We start from the raw sequence: 17,992 nt of genomic DNA on the forward strand, positions 1-17,992 counted from the left end.
TTTATCGACGCAACATCCAGCGCCCGGACGCGCGCAGCGGCAAGCGCCCGCGCGGGCCCGCCGCCGGATGCCCCGATGATAGCCGGAAGCTCCGCGCGCGTCGATGGCGGCCGCTCGCCGGAGCATTCGGCGCCAGACGCGGCGTCCGTTCGGATCGCAGCGGCCCGCCCAAACGTGTCATCACCGCGAAAGCGGGGATCCAGTAAAGGGCAACAATCGCGGCGGGACTCCGACTGAAATAAATGCGCTGCGGCGTACCGGATGCCCGCTTTCGCGGGAATGATAAGAAGGGGGGCGCGATGACCGGCCATGGCTAGAGCGGGACCTCTCAGATAGGGGGCAACGCGCCGAACCTTGCCGCAGCCCAACCCTCTCCAAGGGGAGAGGGTGGCGTGCGTCAGCACGCCGGGCGAGGGGTTGCGGATTCAACGGCTCGCTCACGAACCCGTCATTCCCGCCCTCTCCCAAGGGAGAGGGAGTCCGGCTTCGGATCGTGGAGAGGCCGCGCCCATGTCTAAAGAGCGATTACGCCCTACAGACCCAGCAGGCGCGCGGCATTGCCGCCGGTGATGGCTTCGAAATCGCGCTGGTCGAGGCCGATGCCGGCGACATGGCCGACTGGATTGTATTCCGCCATGTCGAACGGGTAGTCGGTGCCCATCAGGATGCGGTCGGGGCCGAACAGCTCGATCAGATAGGCGAGCTGGTGGTAGGAAAATACCACCGTGTCGAGATAGACTTGGCGGAGATAGGTCGTCGGCGGCAGCGGCAATTCGCCGTGGCAATCGTCGCGCGCGCCCCAGGCGTGGTCGATGCGGCCGGAATAGCCAGGCAGATAGCCACCGCCATGCACCGCCATCAGCTTCAGCTCCGGGAAGCGGGCGAGCGTGCCGGAGAAGATCAGATTGTGCAGCGCCATCGTCGTGTCGAGCGGGTTGCCGATGATGTTGCTGAAATAGAATTTGGTGAAGCGCTCGCCATGGGTGAAGCCGTTCGGGTGCATCATGACGAAGGCGCCGAGCTTTTCCGCCTCGGCGAAGAAGGGGCGGAATTTCGGATCGGACAGTTCCTGGCCGTCGACATTGGTGAGGATCTGCACGCCTTTCAGCCCGCAATGGCCCATGGCGTAGCGCAGATCCTCGATCGCCTGATCCGGCGCCTGCAGCGTCACCGTGCCGAGCCCGACGAAACGGTCCGGATGCTTGCCGCAAAATTCGGCGACGCCCTCGTTGACGGCCTTATGCGCCTCGGCGGCGACACCGGCATCGACGGCGTAATAGCACTGGCCCGGCACCGGCGCGACGACCTGGATGTCGATGGCCATGGCGTCGAGGTCGCGGAAGCGCTTGTCGTAGCTGGTCATGACCTCGGCGCGGTCTTTTTCCTGCTGCGCATTGAGCTGCGTGGTCGCTTCATCGGCGAAATGGGCGAGCGGGATGCGGGTGGGATCGAGATGCGGCTGGGCGATGCGCGCGCCGCCGGGGACGAAGATATGCGCGTGGATGTCGACGGTCGGCGTCGAGGGGCGGCGGGCGCGGCCATCCGCGTCGTGGATGCGGGCGGCGGTCAGGCCGTAGCGGTTTTTTCCGGTGATCATGGGGTGTCCTTCCTAGATGCGTCCGCCGCGCTCCGACCAGAACACAGGCAGATTGACGGGATCGGCGGCGGCAAGGCCGGCATTCATCGCGGCCTGATAGCAGGCCGTCGCGGCCTGCGTGACCGGGACGGCGACGCGGAGCTGTTCGGCGAGGGCGGTCATGGCGACGAGGTCTTTGGTTGCCGCGCCGAGATCGAAGGCGGGCTGTCCGGCGGGCGCTCCGGCGAGCAGGGCGGCGATGCTGGGTCCGCGCAGTTTCATGGCGGTCGGCGTGCCCGAGGTGTCGGAGAGGATGTCGATGACGCGCTCGGGCAGCAGGCCGAGCGGCTTGCAGAGCGACAGCGCCTCGCCGAGCGCCTGCCAATAGACCATCAGCGGCAGGTTGACGGCGAGCTTCATCTTGGCCCCCGCGCCGACCGGCCCGACATGCTCGACGCGGCGGCAGAGCTGGTCCAGCAGCGGGCGGGCAAGCGCGAAATCGGCGTCGGCGGCGCCGGCGAGGCCGAGCAGCTTGCCCTCCCGCGCGGGACCGACCGTGCCGCCGACAGGGCATTCGACGAAACGCCCGCCGCGCGCCGCGACATCGCGTCCGAGTGCTTCCTCGATCTCGGGCAGCACGGTGCTCATGTCAATGACGAGCTTGCCGGTGATGTCGGCGGAGAGGACGCCTCCTGCTCCGCGATAGACGGCATCGATGGCGTCAGCATTCAGCAGCACACTGATGATGCAATCCACGCCGCCTGCCAGCACGCCGGGCGACCCGGCGGCAACCGCGCCGAGAGCCGTCAGCGGCTCGGTTTTCGCCGCGTCGCGGTTCCAGACGGTGACTTCGTGGCCGACCTCGAGCAGGCGCTGGGCCATCGCGGCGCCCATGCGGCCAGTGCCGCAAATGCCGATCTTCATGTCGTCTCCTCGGAAAGCGCGTGGATCGCGGCGGCGATCCGGTCGGGGGTGAGAGGCATGTCGCGCACCCGCACGCCGAGCGCATGGGCCACGGCATTGGCGATGGCGGCGGCGACCGGACCGGCGGCGCATTCGCCCGCGCCGAGCGGACGCTCGCCGGCCGGGGCGAGGACGATAGTCTCGATGACTGGGGTCTCGCTGAAGCTGAGGATGGGATAGTCGGCCCAGGAGCGGGCGGCGAAACCGTCCGGCGTCCAGCGCGCGGCTTCCTTGAGCGTCCAGCTCGCGGCCTGGACGATGCCGCCTTCGACTTGGTTGATGAGCCCGTCGCGGTGGATGACCTCGCCCGCGTCGATGGCGGCATGGACTGTCAGCAGCCGCACCTTGTCCGAGACTTCGACCGTGGCGACGCAGGCGAAATAGGCGGCGAGGTTCTTGTAGCGGGCAAAGCCGATGCCGCGCCCGCGTCCCTCGCCGCCGGGATCGGAGGCGTCCCAGGAGGCGGCGGCGCTGGCGGCTTCGATGACGGCGCGGCCGCGCTGGTCGTCCAGATGGTCGAGGCGGAAGGCGACGGGATCCCGGCCCGCCAGCAGCGCCAGTTCGTCCATAAAACTTTCGATGGCGAAAATGTTGCCGTGGCCGCCGAGCGTCCGCATGGCCGAGCTGCGCAAGGGGCCCTGGTGCAGCAGATGGTGCGTGAGGGTCCGGCGCCCGAGAGTATAGAGCGGCACGGAATTGCGGTCGCCGCCGCCTTGCGGGCGGGCGGCATCGGTGTCGGCGGAGGAGGCGTGCGGGCTTTGCAGGGAGCGGGCGGCGAGGAGATTGATGCCGTCGCCGATGCCGGGCCGGGCAAGATGCGGCGGGCTCCAGACGTCGTAGCTCCATTCGGCGATGCGGCCGGATGGGTCGAGGCCGGCAGAGATCTGCATCCGCATCGCCGCGCCGAAGGGCGACCAGCTCAACTCGTCGGCGCGGCTCCAGAGGCACATCACCGGCGCGCACACGGCGCGCGCGAGCAGGGCGGCGTCAAGGGCGACATCGTCGGCGCCATTATGGCCGTAGCAGCCGGAGCCGTGGGCGTGGGTCACGTCGACCGCCGAGGCATCGAGGCCGAAGACGCGCGCGAGCTGGCGTTTCAGCGGATAGATCCCTTGCGTGTGCGACCAGACTTTGAGCCGCCCGTCCGTCCATTCCGCCACGGCGCAGGATGGACCGATCGAGGCATGGGCGAGATAGGGGCGGGTGTAGCGCGCGGCGTGGCGCCGGGCGATGGGGCCGGGGGCCGTCTCGTCGGCGATGAAAGTGGTGCTGCTTTTCGGGACGACGCCGTCAATCCAGCCATTGCGGCCGTCGTCGGCGGGCAAGGTTTCGGTGCGCCAAACTGCCGTGCGGGCGGCGACCGCGACGGCCTTGGCGGCCAGCTCATCACGCTCGGCGACCACGCCAGCGAATTCGCCATCGCGGACCACCGCGACCACTCCGGGCATCGCTTGAACGGCTGCCACGTCGAACGACTCCAGACGCTGCCTCGGATGCGCCGGACGCAAGACGCGCCCATAGAGCATCCCGGGCCGCGTCATGTCCTGGATGAAGGCCGCGCCTGACAGCTTTTGCGGCAGGTCGGGGCGCTGCAATCCCTCATGATCGACGCTGCCGCCGCGCAAGGCCGGCGCAGGCAGGTCCAGCGCCGAGCGTTCGAGGTCTATCGCGTCGCGCAATTGCCAATAGCTGACCGTCTCATTGCGTCCGCGCCGCCGGAACAACCCGTCCGCGACCTCGATTTCCTCCGCAGGGGCCCCGAGCTGCCGCGCGGCGGCCCCGGCGAAAATCTCTCGCACCGCCGCCGCCGCCCAGCGCATCGCCGACCCGCCTTGCTCGATCGAATAGCTGCCTGCCGTTATGCCTTCATCGGGCGCGTCGATCGTGCTGGCGGCGGCGATACTGATCTGGTCGAAGCGCAGCCCGAGTTCAGCCGCCGCGATGGCCGCAATCCCCGTGGTCGCGCCTTGCCCCAGCTCGACCTTGCCGCTGTGTACGGTCACCTGCGCCGGTCCATCGATGGAAATCCAGCGCGACAGCAGCGGGTTCGCCTTCAGATTGGACGGAAGCTCGCTCATGCCCGGCCTCCCGCCAGCGTCGCCATCGCACGGTCGAGCGCGCGCAGCACGCGCGCATGCGAGCCGCAGCGGCACAGATTGCGCTCGTCGAGCACCGCGATGATGTCGGCCCGGCTGGTCGCTGGCTGGCGCGACATGAGGCCCGTCACCGTCATGATGATGCCGTTGGTGCAGTAGCCGCATTGCGCGGCCTGCTCGGCGATGAAGGCCTGGCGCACCGCCTCGCCCGCTGCCGTCGACGCCACGCCCTCGATGGTGGTGACAGCGCGTCCGGCGGCGGCTTCGAGCGGCATGGCGCAACTCTGCACCGGATTGCCGTCGAGCAGCACGGTGCAGGCGCCGCAATAGCCTTCGGAGCAGCCGATGCGGCTGCCTTTCAGATGCAGATCCTGCCGCAGCACCGCCAGCAGCGGCGTATCCGCGCCGGCCGTCACGCTCACCGCCCGCCCGTTGACCGTCAGCGCCACCGCGCTCTCATTCGCTTCGTCCATATTCCGCCTCATGCCGCGTGATGCGTGCCGATCACGCCGAGATTCTGGGCGATCAGCGCCTCATTGCCAACCACCTCCGACACCCGGCCGTCAAATGTGACGCGGCCGGTATTGAGGATGACCACATGATCGGCCAGCGAAAAAGCGAGCTGGCTGTTCTGCTCGACCAGGATGATCGACTGCCCTTCGGCCTTCAGCCGCGCGATGGTGCGCCCGACCTCCGCGACGATCAGCGGCGCCAGCCCCTCGGACGGCTCGTCGAGCAGCAGCACGCGCGGATTGCCCATCAGCGCGCGCCCGATGGCGAGCATCTGCTGCTCGCCGCCCGACAGCGTTCCGGCGAGTTGCGACCGCCGCGCGCTCATCGGCGGGAACAGCTCGAAAATGCGCTCCAGCGTCCAGGGACGGTCCGTGGTGGCGGCGCGCTGGCGCGCCACGGTGAGATTTTCCAGCACCGAGAGCGAGGGGAACACCCGCCGCCCCTGCGGCACCAGCCCGACGCCCGCGTGTGAAATCGCCTCGGGCGGCAGCCCGGCGATTGCCTTGCCGAACAGCGCGATGCCGCCCGAGCGCGGCGGCAGCAGGCCCATGATCGAGGAAATGCAGGTGGTCTTGCCCGCGCCGTTGCGGCCGAGCAGCGCCAGCACTTCGCCCGCGCGCAAGGCGAAGGAGACGCCGTGCAGAACGTGGCTGTCGCCATAATAGGCTTCGAGCGTGTCGATGCGCAGCGCGTCAGTGGCCAAGATAGACCTCCCGCGTCTTGGGGTCGGCGATGACGGCGTCGCGCGGGCCATCGACCAGCACGCGGCCGTAATGCAGCAGCGTCACGGTCTCGGCGAGGTCGAGCGCGGTGTCCATGTCGTGCTCGATCATGATGACCGTGGTGTCGCGCGGGATCGCCGCGATGAGCTGCTTGATGGTCGCCCGCTCCTCGCTGGACAGGCCCGCCAGCGGCTCGTCGAGCAGCAAAAGGCGCGGCTTCTGCGCCAGCGCCATGGCGATTTCCAGCCGCCGCTTCTGGCCGTAGGCGATCTCGCCGACCCGCGCTTCGGCCAGCGCGCCAAGGCCGACGCGGTCGAGCATGTGCCGCGCCTCGGCGTGCAGCTCGGCGTAAAAGCCGAGCGGGCGGAACATGTTCCAGCGCGCGCCTTTGAGGCCCATCAGCCCGAGCACGACGTTATGCGCGACGCTGTCCTGCGGAAACAAGGTGATGATCTGATAGGTACGGGAGAGGCCGAGATGGGCGCGGGCGTGCGGGGTCAGTCTGGTGACGTCCTGGCCGAACAGCAGGATTTTTCCGGAGGTCGGGCGGAAATCGCCGGTGATCTGGTTGAACAGCGTGGTTTTGCCCGCGCCGTTCGGGCCGATGATGAGCCGCCGCTCGCCGGGCATGATCTTCAGCGAGACGTCCTGGGTCGCCGGGATGCCGCCGAAATGTTTGACCAGATGGACGATTTCGAGCGCGGGCGCGGTCATGGCTTGCCGCTGCCTTTGCGTGAGAGCAGGCGCCTCACCCCGGGGACGATGCCTTCGGGGATGACCAGGACGATGAACAGGAAGACGAAGCCGAGCAGCATGTTCCAGCGCTCGATATAGGCCGAGGCGTAGTTCTTCAGCAGCACCAGCAGCCCCGCGCCGATGACCGGCCCGCCGAGCGTCCCCGAGCCGCCCGCGATGACGCCGAGCAGCCCCTCCGCCGAGGTGGTGATGGAGAGCGAGGTCGGGTGGATGTAGCGGTGGTAATAGACGTAGAGCAGGCCCGCCACGCCGCCCCAGAAGCCGGCGTAGACGAAGGTGATCCAGCGGATCAGCCAGACATTATAGCCGAGCGCGGCCATGCGGCGCGGCTGGTCGCGAGTGCCCTTCAATGCCGAGCCGAAGGCCGAGGACACGAATACCGCCATCAGCGTGAAGGCGGCGGCGAAAACCGCCAGGGTGAACCAGTAATACGCGCCCGCGCCATCGAGCGCGATGCCGAAGGGCGCGGGCCGCCCGGCGAGCGTCAGGCCATTATCGCCATTGGTCAGCGAGGCCCAGCGATAGGCGAGGCCCCACAGCACCTGCGACAGGGCGAGCGTAATCATCAGGAAGCCGAGGCCGGTGGCGCGCAGGGCGATCAGGCCGAAGCACGCCGCCATTAGCGTCGTGGTCGTGATCGAGAGCAGCGCGGCGGGCGCAAAGCCGAGGCCGAGATTGGTCGAGGCCCAGGCCGAGGCGTAGGCGGCGAAGCCCAGGAACGAGGCATGGCCGAGCGAGGTCAGCCCGGCATAGCCGACCAGCAGATTGAGGCTGAGCGCGAAGATCGCGGCGATCAGGATCTGGCTGGCGAGGTTGATGTAGAACGTGCCGGCAAAGAGCGGCAGCGAGGCGAGCACCACGGCGGTTAGCAGGAGAAGAACGGTCCGCATCACGCGCGCAGCCTTCCGAAAAGCCCCTGCGGGCGGAATGCGATGACGACGATCATGGGCAGGAACAGGATCACATAGGCGAGGTCGGGCAGCAGGGCTGTGCCGAACGTGTAGATGAAACCGATGATGAAGCTGCCGACGAAAGCGCCGAGCAGGCTGCCGACGCCGCCGAGGATGACGACGATCAGGGCGAGCGGCAGCATGTCGGCGTCGAGGCCGGGATAGGCGGAAAGGATCGGGCCGCCGAGCACGCCGCCGGCCCCGGCAATGCCCGCGCCGAGACAGAACACCGCCGTGAACAGTTTTGACACCGGGATGCCGATGGCGCGCGCCATGTCCATGTCATCGACCCCGGCGCGGATCATGGCGCCGATACGCGTCCGCTCCAGCAGCAGATAGAGGCCGAGCGCGGCGACGATGGCGCAGGCGACGACGGCGAAGCGGTAGGCCGGGAAGGCGATGCCCGCGAACAGGATCGGCCGGCGCAGATAGTCGGGCGCGGGCATCGGGATCGGGTCGCCGCCCCACAGCATCAGGCAGGCATCGGCGATGATGAAGGAGATGCCGAGCGTCACCAGCACCTGCCCGAGCGGGTTGCTGCCGAGGCGCCGGAGCACGAGCCGTTCGAGCAGCCCGCCCGCCGCCGCAACGGAGAAGCCCGCCAGCAATGCAGCCGACCAGAGGTCGAGGCCGGGAATGCTGCGGATGGCCGCCGCGCCGAGATAGGCGCCGAGCATGAAGAAGGCACCATGCGCCAGATTGGCGAGCCGCATCAGCCCGAAGATCAGGGAGAAGCCGGAGGCGAGCAGGAACAGCAGGCCACCGAATGCAAGACTGTTCAGAGTTTGAATGATCCAGAATTGCATCGTCCGTGGTGCTCCGCCGGGGTCCGGCTGGGTTTCTCTGTGGTCGGCGCCGTAAAGCCCCCTCACCCACCCGCCTTACGGCGGGAGCCCTCTCCCTCGAGGGGAGAGGGCAAGTAGGAAGCCGCTTTCCTTTTCTAGCCCTCTCCCCTCGAGGGAGAGGGCCGGCGCGCAGCGACCGGGTGAGGGGGACGCTGGCTCCGCCTCTCCCTAATTCTCCAAATTCGCCGCCGGCGGATAGTCGCGCGAATAGACCGGCGCCTTCAGGAAGGCGTCCGGGTCGTAGGTCCAGAACTGGCTGACATTGGGGTAGGTCTTGATGACCTGATTGACCAGCCGCCCGTCCTTGCGCACGACCTTGCGGATATAGACGTTGCCGACGACATTGCCGTATTTGTCGAATTTCACCGGCCCGCGCGCGGTCTCGACCTCGGTGGCCTTCAGCGCCGCCATGAAGGCCGCCTTGTCGTCGACCTTGCCGCCGGTCTCCTGCAGCGCCGCTTCGAGCACGGCGGCCTCGGTATAGGTCGCGGCGGCGTAGAAGCCGGGGTCGTAGCCGAATTCCTTGCGGAAGGCGGGGGCGAACACACGGTTGATCGGCTCGTCATAATCGGCGGAGTACCAGCAGGTGGTGACGATGCCGAGCGCCTCGTCGCCCATATTGCGCAACACCGCCTCATCGAGCGCGGTCATGCCGCCGATCACGGCGAGCTTGTCCTTCAGGCCATATTCGACGAGCTGGCGCACGAAGCGGAAGCCGTTCGAGCCGGCAAAGCCGAGGAAGATGGCGTCGGCGTTCTTGAGCTGGGCGATATAGGTGCCGTAATCCGGCGCGGTCAGCGGCGGGAACAGCTTTTGCACGATCTTGCCGCCGTTTTCCTCGAAGGTGCGCAGGAAGCCGGCGCACATTTCATGGCCATAGGCGATGTCGTCGGCGATGGTGATCATGCGCTTGTAGCCGAGCTCCTTGGCGCAATATTCGCCGAGCGGATGGGCGCATTGCGAGGAGGTCGAGGTGGCGCGCACGAACCAGGGATTGGCCTTGCGCTGCGTCATGTCCTCGGCGGCGGCGACGGAGAGCGTCGGGATCTGCGCCTGCCGGATATAGTCGTCGATGGCCAGCGCCTCGAAGGCGGCGAGCGGGCCGATCAGGCAGTGGACATTGTTCTTCTCAACTAGTTCCTGGGTCTTGGTGCGCGCCGTCGCCGGGACGCCCGCCGTGTCGGCGACGATCAGCTCGACCTTGCGGCCGGCGAGCGTCGAGCCCTTCTCCTTCAGGTACATTTGCAGCGCGCGTTCCATATCGATGCCGCCGGAGGCGAGTGGTCCGGTCTTGACCGTCAGGAGGCCGACGCGCACGGCCTCCGAGGTCTGGGCGAGAAGGGTGGGCGCGGCGACGGCGGTCAGCCCCGCCCCGGCGATGCCCTTGATCAGAGTGCGGCGTGAAAGTTTCATCTCCCGGCTCCTTTTAGCGTTCCATCCCGATATTGTTTTTTGCGTTTTATGCTTGGGCCTTGGGGCCTCATTTTATGATTGGCAGCAGCAGGTAGTTCGCCTCCGCCGCGTCCAGATGCAGGCTGACTTCATTGTCGAAGATGGCCGCCGGACGGTCGCGCGGATCGTCATGCAGGAACGGCCCGCAGCCGCGCAGCTCGTTCTTGAAGTTGGACAGTTTCGCGCCCGTCTTGGCCTGCCACTCATAGTCCCGCCCGCGCACGCTCAGCGCGATGCGGCAGCCCGCCGGGACGACGATGGAGGTCGGCCAGATCTCGATATCGGTCTCGACCGGCTGGCCGGGGGTAAGTGCCTGCACCGCGTCATGGCTGTGATAGGGCCGCCAGGGCTGCGACAGCTCCGGGTCGAGCTTGCGATGGGAGGCGCGCAGCCAGCCTTGCGCCACCGGCGTGTGCGGATCGATGGCCCCGGCGAAGGTGATTTCGCGCAGGTCGGCGGTGAAGACGCGCAGGACCAGGAACAGGTCGGCGTCGCTGGTGGATGAGGAGATCTTTAGCCGCGCCGCGATGGGGCCGGTGATTTCCGTCGCCTCGGCGAGAGGTTCGGAGAGGAAGCTGAGGCCGTCGCCGAGGGCGCGGTAGGTGAGCGTTGCGGACCTGGCCGGCGGGGTCGGTGAAAGGGTCTGCCGCTCCGGGTCGAGATAGAATTTCGTCCACGCGGTGCGCGGGATCGGCCAGGCGTCCTCGAACCGCTCCTCGAAGCGGTCGGGGTGGCGCACTTGCAGCCGAACTTTCGGCTCGGCGTCCCAGCCGTTTTTCTCGCCCTTCAGGTAGAAGTCGAAGAAGCGCTTCTGAATCCCCCGGCCATAGTCCGTATAGAAATGCGTCCAGTGCTCCAGGCCGTGCGCCTCGAGCCATTTCTCCTTCGACGCGGCCCGCAAGAACCCCTCGAAATTGCCGCGCGGATGCAGGCCTTGCCCGCCCCAATTCGCCGCCGACAGGAACGGCACCGTGACCTTCTCCCATTGCGGCGAGCGGGCCTTGTGATAGGCGTCGTCGAGCGGGTGGGCGAGGATGTCGTCGCCGAAGCTGCAGCGGTTATTCGCCAGCTCATTGTCGGAAAGTGTCTCGTCGCCGCAGACCAGCGTGCCCGTCACCTTCGAGCGCGGCCCGCGCTCGCCGAGGCCGTGTTGCACGGTTTTCACCTGCATGTCGTACCAATTGGCCCAAAAGGTCGACAGGATGCCGCCATGATGGGTCATGTCGCGATACCAGTCGGCGGCGCCCTCCCAGATGCACATGGCGGCCAGATGCGGCGGCTGCAGCGAGGCGACCTGCCACTGGTTGATGCCGTAATAGGAGATGCCGTTCAGGCCGACCTTGCCGTTCGACCAGGGCTGTACGCCGGCCCATTCGATGGCGGCGTAGAAATCGCCGGTCTCGCGCGGCGAGAAATGGTCTATGAAGCCCGGCGAGCGCCCGGTGCCGCGCGAATCCACCCGCACGCAGACATAGCCCTCCGGCACCCATTTTTCCGGATCGACGACTTCCCAGTTCTGATAGCGGTTGGTCGAGCCATGCGGCACGTCCGGCTGGGCGGCGATCATCAGCGCCCAGGCGCTCGGATAGCCGTCCTGGAAGGCGAGGCCCTTGGCATAGGGGCCGTAGGTGAGCAGCACCGGGTAGCGGCCCGCGGCGACCGGGCGGAACACATCGGCGCGCAGGACGAGGCCGTCATCCATGACGATCTCGGCGTCCCAATCGATGGCCATGCCGTCCTGGACGGCGGTCCTTGTCACGGTCTTCCTCCTCCCATCATCCGGGCCGGTCTCTGACGGACGGCCTTGCGGATCGCTTTGGCGGCGGCCTCAGTCGAGGCCGAGGAATGCTCCTATCGCGGCGTTGAAGTGCTTGCTGTTGTCGACATTGGGCAGATGCGCCGCGTCGGGGATCTCTGCATAGGCCGAGCCCGGCGTCGCCTCGGCCATGGCGCGCATCACCGGCGGCGGCGCGCCGAGATCCTTGGCGCCGACGACATAGAGCACCGGCAGGGCGATGCGGCCGAGATCTTTCAGATAATCCAGGCGTTTGAGGGCTTCGGCGCAGCCCTTGAAGCCGGTGACGGAGGTGGCGAGATAGGTGTCCTCGAACGCCTTCAGCGTGTCCGGGTTGGCCTTGCGCCAGGGCTCGACGAACCAGCGTTCCATGCTGCCGCCGACGATCGCCGTCAGCCCGCCCTTTTCGATGGCCGCCATGCGCTCGTCCCAGCTCTGCGCGAAGGGCGGGGGCGCATCGGCCCGCGCGTCGCAGCAGATCATGCGCCCGAAGCGCGCTCCATGATTGATGGCAAGGCCGAGGCCGGTCATGCCGCCGAGCGACAGGCCGAGATAATCGGCGCGGCCGATACCGAAATGGTCCATTAGCGCGATGACGTCATCGCAGAGATCGTCGAAGCTGTAGGGGCCGGCCGGCGCGCCGGAGGCGCCGTGGCCGCGCGTGTCGTAGCGCAGGATACGATAGCGGCGGGCCAGCGGCTCGAGCTGCGGCTCCCACATCATCGCCGCCGCGCCGAGCGAATTCGACAGCACGATCCACGGTGCGCCTTCGGGGCGGCCATCGATCCGCGCGGCGAGCCGGAAGCCGCCGCGATCCACCATCACCGCCTCCGTCATGCAACCATGCCCGGCTTTGCACCGCGTTTCATTGGTTGTTTCCTCCCTAGACTTGCCGATCTTATGGCCGCGCCGGAGGGCGCAAAAATGATTATTCCTACTGTCCGCGATCAGAAATCCTAATGCGGCCTCAGCGCTTGAAGCCGCCCATCGCCTCGATCACCCGGCACACCGAGGCGGTGTCGAGATCGCCCAGATCCATTGCCAGGCCCTTCTCGTAAACCTCGTTGGAGGCGGAGAACAGCGGCGTCGGGCAGCCCAGCCCATCGGCGAATTCGCCGATGATGCTCATGTCCTTCTTCCAGGTCGACATGCGCATGGTCGGCGGCGCGTAGCGGTCCTCGGCCATCATCGGCGCCCGCAATTCGAAGATGCGCGATCCGGCCGCGCCCGGCCCCACGACCTCAATCACCTGGCGCGGGTCGAGCCCGGCCTGCATCCCCAGCACCATGGCCTCGGCGGTGGCGACATTGTTGATGGCGACCAGATAGTTGGCGACGAACTTCATCCTGCTGCCATTGCCATAGACGCCGAGATCGGCCAGTTTCTTGCCGAAATCGAGGAATAGCGGCTCGAGCCTCGCGATGGCGGCGCTGTCGCCGCTGGCATAGATGACGAGGTCGCGGTTTTCGGCCTGCGAGCCGGTGCCGCTCAGCGGGCAGTCGAGCGGCGTGTGGCCGGCGGCCTCGAGCGTTGCGGCAAAGCTCAGCTTGTCGGCGAGCGACAGGGTGCTCAGTTCGACGACGATGCGGGGCGGCGCGCCGGAGCCCGCGATATCCTCGGCCACGGCCAGCACGGCGCGCGGGCTCGGCAGGCTGGTCATGATGACGGGCGCGCGGCGGGCGGCATCGGCGGGCGAGTCCGCGATCTGGATGCCGGCGGAGGCCAGCGCATCGCATTTGGCGCGGTCGATATCATAGCCGATGACGGTCCAGCCGCGTTCGGCGAGGTTGCGCGAAATCGCGCCGCCCATGATGCCCAGTCCGATGATGCCGACGGTTTTGTCCATGCTGTCTCCTCCCGCGATGGGGCTTGCGGCTTTTGTTGGCTCTGCTAATTATCAACTGATAAGTAAGCCGCTGACAAGAGCGATTGCGGGTTCGCGTCGCCGTCATCCGAGGGAGGAGCACAAGCATGAGCGCATTGACGCTGGCACAAGCCGAGACCATCGCATCCGCCGCCCTGGCGAAAGGGCGTGAGCTGGGATTTGCGCCGCTGACCGTCGCCGTCCTCGACGCGGGCGGGCATATAGTCGTTGTAAAACGGGAGGATGGTTCGGGCATCGTGCGGGTGGAGATCGCCAGGGGCAAGGCCTGGGGCGCGCTCGGCATGGGGCTCGGCTCGCGCAATCTGGCGGGGCGGGCGGCGAAGATGCCGGCGTTTTTCGCGGCGCTCTCGACCGTCAGCGACGGGCGGATGGTGCCGGTCCCGGGCGGCGTGCTGATCCGTGACGCGGGCGCGGCGGTGATCGGCGCGGTCGGCATTTCCGGCGATACGTCCGATAATGACGAGGTCTGCTGCCTCGCCGGGATCGAGGCGGCGGGGCTCACCGCCGATCCGGGCGCGCCGTTCGCGTGACGCTCAGCGCGCCCAGTATTTGGCGATCAGGGCGGCGAGGACATTCGAGAAATCGTCGGTCCAGGGCTGCAAGGCGGCGATGGACTGCGTCTTGCCGATATAGGGCAGGCGCTCGAGCTGCTCGAAGGCGGCTTTGCTCTTGGTCGCGTAGATGACGGCACTGCCGAGCGCGTCAAGCTCGGCAGGACGCTCCAGATCGGCGGCGACGGTGAAATGGACGCCGGGCAAGGTGGCGAGCGTGCGGGAGGCGACCGAGAGCAGGTCGAGATGCCGGTTGGAGAGATGCAGCACCAGGACGCCGTCCGGCTTCAGCTTCGACAGGTCGAGCGCCAGCGCCTCGCGGGTGATGAGATGGACCGGCACCGCATCCGATGAGAAGGCGTCGACCAGCAGATAGTCGAAACGCTCCGGGGCCTCGCTTGCGAGCTTGAGCCTTGCATCGCCGACGATGATGTTGGCGTCGGGCTGGCAGTGGGAGAGATAGGTGAAACTCTTCGGATCGCGGGCGATGCGGATCACCGCCGGGTCGATCTCGAAGAAGGTCCAGACGTCGCCCGGCTTGACGTAGCAGGCCATCGACCCCGCGCCCAATCCGATGATGCCGATATGCATGGGGCCGCCGCCGCCGGCGATGGCGCGCGCGGCGTCGAGGCCGAGGGCGATGGGGGAGGCCGGGTGGTAATAGGTGGCGGGGACGGGCGCCGCGACCGGCGCGCCGTCGGCGGTCTTGAAGCGCTGCGCGCCATGCACGGTGACGCCGTGATAGAGCACATGCATGGCGCCGTTGTCGCTGTCGATGACTTTCAGGATGCCGAAGAAGCTGCGCTCGGTCTGGCCTTCGTTGAAGGGGGAGGGGAGCAGGAACACCATGCCGGCCATGATGGCGGCGAGCGTGACGAGGCACGCCACTTCACGCCGCGTGACGAAGGCGGCGATGCCGATGGCGAGGGCGATCAGCAGGTGCAGGCCGGGGCTGTAGGTGATGAGCCCGTAGGCGACGATGGCCTTGAGCGCGATCAGCAGGCCGAGGCCGGTCATGATCGCGATAAGGATGTTGCGAAAAGCCCTGCGGTCCAGGCCCTTGAGCGCCGCCAGGATCGATGGGCGGACAGCCATCCCGAGCAGCAGCAGCAGCGGGAATTCGTAGATGGTGCGAAAGATGTTCGGGGCGATGATGGCGGCGAAAATGCCGCCCAGCACGCCGCCAAGCGACATCCAGAGATAGAATTCGGTGAGATGGTTGGCGGACGGGCGGCTCTCATAGAGCTCGCGGTGGCAGACGAGGCTGGTCGCGAAGAAGGCGCCGACGCCGGCGACGCAGGTGATCTTCCAGGATTCGGCATCGCTCCAGCCGAGGAAGCAGATGACGAGGGTCAGCAAGGGGATTTGCAGCATCGCGGCGATGCGGAAGAGGGTGTCGCCGCCCTGGCGGAAGGCGAGTACGAAGGTCAACAGGAAGAGCGCCAGCGGCGGTAGCCAGATGAAGGGCGCGGAGGCGATGTCGGTGGTGAGGTAGGTGGTGAAGGCGACCAGCAGGCCGGACGGGATGAAGGCGAGCAGCATCCAGCCAAAGCGCTGGCTCCAGCGCAGGTGATCGGCGGGTTCGGCGGCGGTGGTCAGCGCGCCAGGGGACGCCGTCGGGACGCTGAGGAAGACCAGCGCCACGACGGCGATCATGCAGATCAGCGCGACGAAGCCGACGCTCCAGACCGCCGACTGAAAGCCCAGTCCGAGGAAAGGTTCGAACAGCAGCGGGTAGGTGAGGAGGGCGAGCAGGCTGCCGAGATTGGAGGCGCCGTAGAGGAAATAGGGGTCCTGCGCGCCGGGGTGGACGCCGCGCGAGAACCAGGCTTGCAGCAGCGGCGCGTTGGCCGAGATGGCGAAGAAGGGGAGGCCGACGCCGAGGGCGAGGGCTTGCAGCGTCCACAGATAGGCGCCGTCGGGGGGCGGGTCGGTGAAGGCGGGGGCGAGGCCGACGGGGAGCGCGAAGATGGCGGCGGTCAGCAGGGCAAGATGCAGGATGGCGCCGAGGCGGTCGCTGCAATAGCGGTTGAGCAGAAAGGCGTAGGCATAGCCGGCGAGCAGGGCGGTCTGGAAGAAGCAGAGCGAGATCGCCCAGACCGAAGGGGAGCCGCCGAGTTTCGGCAGCACGATCTTGGCGAACATCGGCTGGACGGAGAACAGCAGGAAGGCCGAGAAGAACAGCGCCAGCAGGTAGAGCGGCAAAAGCGGCGCGGCCCAGGCGGAGCGGCGGAGGCGGCCGGGGGGAGCGGGAGGCAGCTCTGCCAGCCTGATATCGGCGTCAACCAATGCTGGCCTCGATCTGGTGCGCGGTTAGGTTATGTAGCCATTCCGCCGTCGGTCCCGCGAAGGGGTAAGGCAGGAATGGCAAGCGAGGCCGCTGGGCTCGACCTGAACGCGACGGCCGCGGCGTAGTGGATTCCCGGTTTCGCGGGAATGACAAGAGGGTATGCGGCGAGGCCGCTTGGATCGAACGGAGGTCGATCTTGAGCGCGCCGGTCGACACTTGCGTTCGAAATCCTGCGATGGCGGGGAATGGTGTTCACATCGTTACATTCGTCCTGTGCTTCACCGCAATTGCGTCAGGGCATTAGAGCTGCGACCGGTTCTCAGACCTCAGTTCTTGTCATCCCCGCGAAAGCGGAGATCCAGTAAAGGGCAACATTTGCCGTCCGGCATTGCCTTCAAAGCGACCGCCGCGGCGCACTGGATTCCCGCTTTCGCGGGAATGGAAAGGTGTGATTGCTGTGTCTAGATTGATCTCGCACTAAAGCACCGGCTTCCGACAACCTTTTTCCGAAATCCCCGCGAAGGCGGGGATCCAGTATTCACAAACTCTCGATCGGCTCTCTGCCTCACCGCAAGTGCTGCGGCGTACTGGATCCCCGCCTTCGCGGGGATTTCGTGTGTGATTACGGCAGGCGAGCCGGCGCGATCGGGCTCCGGCCCCCAAGGCGGCTTTGCGGATTGGGTCACACTCTCCAGCCTGCGGTGCAAATCGCTAAGGATTCATCAAAGTCGGGAAGGCAACCCGTCGGCACCTGGAGCGTAGGGGCCGGATGCGGCCTCGGCTGAACCCTGAAGCGGGATCGGTTGCGTTGGAATCGGTCGGCGCCTCAGTTTTATTGTCATTCCCGCGAAAGCGGGAATCCAGCCGCGTCCACGGCGGGCTCCTCGGGGATGCTGGATTCCCGCCTTCGCGGGAATGACAAAAAGAGGATGCAGGCCGCCTGACATTTTCCGCTAAAGTCGTCCTGCTCTATGCGGAGGGGACACCGCGCCCGGCGGCGTGCACGCCATATGCCCGCGGCTGACGCCGAGGCAAACGCCGGCCGTCTGCGTGGCGGCGCACCCGGCCGCGGGCACCGTCCCGACAACGCCGACCGGGGAGAGATAGCTCCAATGCAGGCGGCATGGGCGTCGAGCACGAACAGCGCGCGCTCCGGGGTGCCGTCGCCGTTGCCTGCCCGCGGGCGGGCGCACCGCCCTCAGTTCGGCGCGTCGGGGAGGTCGGGGGTGACGCAGGCGATGCGGGGGTCCTGGGCGAGGCGCAGCAGTTGCTGCTTGCCCAGTTCCGCGACGAGCAGCGGCTGGCCGTCGATTGGGTCGGCGGTGTGAGCGCCGGCCTGTTTCAGCGCGGCGGCGAGGCTTTGCGTGGTGCGGTCGATGGCGGCCCGGTCCTGGCCTTCGCCGACCTTGGTCTTGATCTGCACGCGGATGAGCGGGGCGCCCATGCCGCGCGCCAGGGCGGCGAGGCTGCTCTCAAGCCCCGCGTCGCAGACGGGGCCGGCGGCCGAAGCGCCCGGCATGGAGGCCATGCCGAGCGCCGCGGTGAGGAAAGTGGCCGTCAAAATCGGGCGGATCATCTGGTCATAAATCCCCAAAAGG

15 protein-coding genes are annotated in these 17,992 nt (G+C 67.3%); 1 reads left to right on the top strand and 14 read right to left on the bottom strand.

Annotated elements, in window-relative coordinates:
* Nucleotides 1-532 precede the first annotated feature (532 nt).
* The 12 genes from BLEFHOIH_RS01360 to BLEFHOIH_RS01415 form a co-directional block, all read right to left on the bottom strand.
* Nucleotides 533-1,597, bottom strand: a complete 1,065-nt coding sequence (locus tag BLEFHOIH_RS01360; RefSeq protein WP_088342707.1) for an amidohydrolase family protein — start codon at nt 1,595-1,597, stop codon at nt 533-535.
* Between the two features lie 12 nt (nt 1,598-1,609).
* Nucleotides 1,610-2,500 (bottom strand): NAD(P)-dependent oxidoreductase, encoded by an 891-nt coding sequence (locus BLEFHOIH_RS01365; RefSeq protein ID WP_088342708.1) that lies wholly within the window; start codon nt 2,498-2,500, stop codon nt 1,610-1,612.
* Entirely contained in the window at nt 2,497-4,617 is a 2,121-nt protein-coding gene (locus BLEFHOIH_RS01370; protein ID WP_088342709.1) for a molybdopterin cofactor-binding domain-containing protein, read from the bottom strand. The genes BLEFHOIH_RS01365 and BLEFHOIH_RS01370 overlap by 4 nt, the downstream gene beginning before the upstream one ends.
* The gene (locus BLEFHOIH_RS01375; RefSeq protein WP_088342710.1) at nt 4,614-5,108 is read right to left on the bottom strand and encodes a (2Fe-2S)-binding protein; all 495 of its coding nucleotides are present in this window, start codon (nt 5,106-5,108) and stop codon (nt 4,614-4,616) included. Before BLEFHOIH_RS01375 ends, BLEFHOIH_RS01370 begins: the two co-directional genes overlap by 4 nt.
* 8 nt (nt 5,109-5,116) lie before the next feature.
* Nucleotides 5,117-5,851: an ABC transporter ATP-binding protein gene (locus BLEFHOIH_RS01380; protein WP_348626020.1), complete on the bottom strand. Its 735-nt coding sequence runs from the start codon at nt 5,849-5,851 to the stop codon at nt 5,117-5,119.
* Complete coding sequence (locus BLEFHOIH_RS01385) at nt 5,841-6,584, bottom strand: ABC transporter ATP-binding protein (protein WP_088342712.1); 744 nt, start codon at nt 6,582-6,584, stop codon at nt 5,841-5,843. The genes BLEFHOIH_RS01380 and BLEFHOIH_RS01385 overlap by 11 nt, the downstream gene beginning before the upstream one ends.
* On the bottom strand, nt 6,581-7,516 hold the full coding sequence (locus BLEFHOIH_RS01390) for a branched-chain amino acid ABC transporter permease (protein ID WP_088342713.1): 936 nt from the start codon (nt 7,514-7,516) through the stop codon (nt 6,581-6,583). Before BLEFHOIH_RS01390 ends, BLEFHOIH_RS01385 begins: the two co-directional genes overlap by 4 nt.
* Nucleotides 7,516-8,382 (bottom strand): branched-chain amino acid ABC transporter permease, encoded by an 867-nt coding sequence (locus tag BLEFHOIH_RS01395; RefSeq protein ID WP_088342714.1) that lies wholly within the window; start codon nt 8,380-8,382, stop codon nt 7,516-7,518. Before BLEFHOIH_RS01395 ends, BLEFHOIH_RS01390 begins: the two co-directional genes overlap by 1 nt.
* A gap of 207 nt (nt 8,383-8,589) precedes the next feature.
* Nucleotides 8,590-9,834 (bottom strand): ABC transporter substrate-binding protein, encoded by a 1,245-nt coding sequence (locus BLEFHOIH_RS01400; protein ID WP_088342715.1) that lies wholly within the window; start codon nt 9,832-9,834, stop codon nt 8,590-8,592.
* A gap of 67 nt (nt 9,835-9,901) precedes the next feature.
* Nucleotides 9,902-11,632: a CocE/NonD family hydrolase gene (locus BLEFHOIH_RS01405; RefSeq protein ID WP_210191612.1), complete on the bottom strand. Its 1,731-nt coding sequence runs from the start codon at nt 11,630-11,632 to the stop codon at nt 9,902-9,904.
* A gap of 69 nt (nt 11,633-11,701) precedes the next feature.
* On the bottom strand, nt 11,702-12,505 hold the full coding sequence (locus tag BLEFHOIH_RS01410) for an alpha/beta fold hydrolase (protein ID WP_088342717.1): 804 nt from the start codon (nt 12,503-12,505) through the stop codon (nt 11,702-11,704).
* A 130-nt stretch (nt 12,506-12,635) separates the two neighbouring features.
* Complete coding sequence (locus tag BLEFHOIH_RS01415; protein ID WP_088342718.1) at nt 12,636-13,514, bottom strand: NAD(P)-dependent oxidoreductase; 879 nt, start codon at nt 13,512-13,514, stop codon at nt 12,636-12,638.
* A gap of 125 nt (nt 13,515-13,639) precedes the next feature.
* Between BLEFHOIH_RS01415 and BLEFHOIH_RS01420 the strand changes: the two genes are divergently transcribed.
* Nucleotides 13,640-14,083: a heme-binding protein gene (locus BLEFHOIH_RS01420; RefSeq protein ID WP_088342719.1), complete on the top strand. Its 444-nt coding sequence runs from the start codon at nt 13,640-13,642 to the stop codon at nt 14,081-14,083.
* Nucleotides 14,084-14,086: 3 nt separating this feature from the next.
* Here the strand turns inward: BLEFHOIH_RS01420 and BLEFHOIH_RS01425 are convergent, their stop codons facing one another.
* Nucleotides 14,087-16,393 carry a fused MFS/spermidine synthase gene (locus BLEFHOIH_RS01425; RefSeq protein WP_088342720.1) on the bottom strand — a complete coding sequence of 769 codons (2,307 nt, stop codon included), beginning with the start codon at nt 16,391-16,393 and terminating at the stop codon, nt 14,087-14,089.
* A gap of 1,199 nt (nt 16,394-17,592) precedes the next feature.
* Nucleotides 17,593-17,970 carry a hypothetical protein gene (locus tag BLEFHOIH_RS01430; RefSeq protein ID WP_088360669.1) on the bottom strand — a complete coding sequence of 126 codons (378 nt, stop codon included), beginning with the start codon at nt 17,968-17,970 and terminating at the stop codon, nt 17,593-17,595.
* Nucleotides 17,971-17,992: the final 22 nt, after the last annotated feature.

The sequence above is a fragment of the Rhodomicrobium sp. R_RK_3 genome, assembly GCF_002198715.1.
GTDB lineage: Bacteria > Pseudomonadota > Alphaproteobacteria > Rhizobiales > Rhodomicrobiaceae > R-RK-3.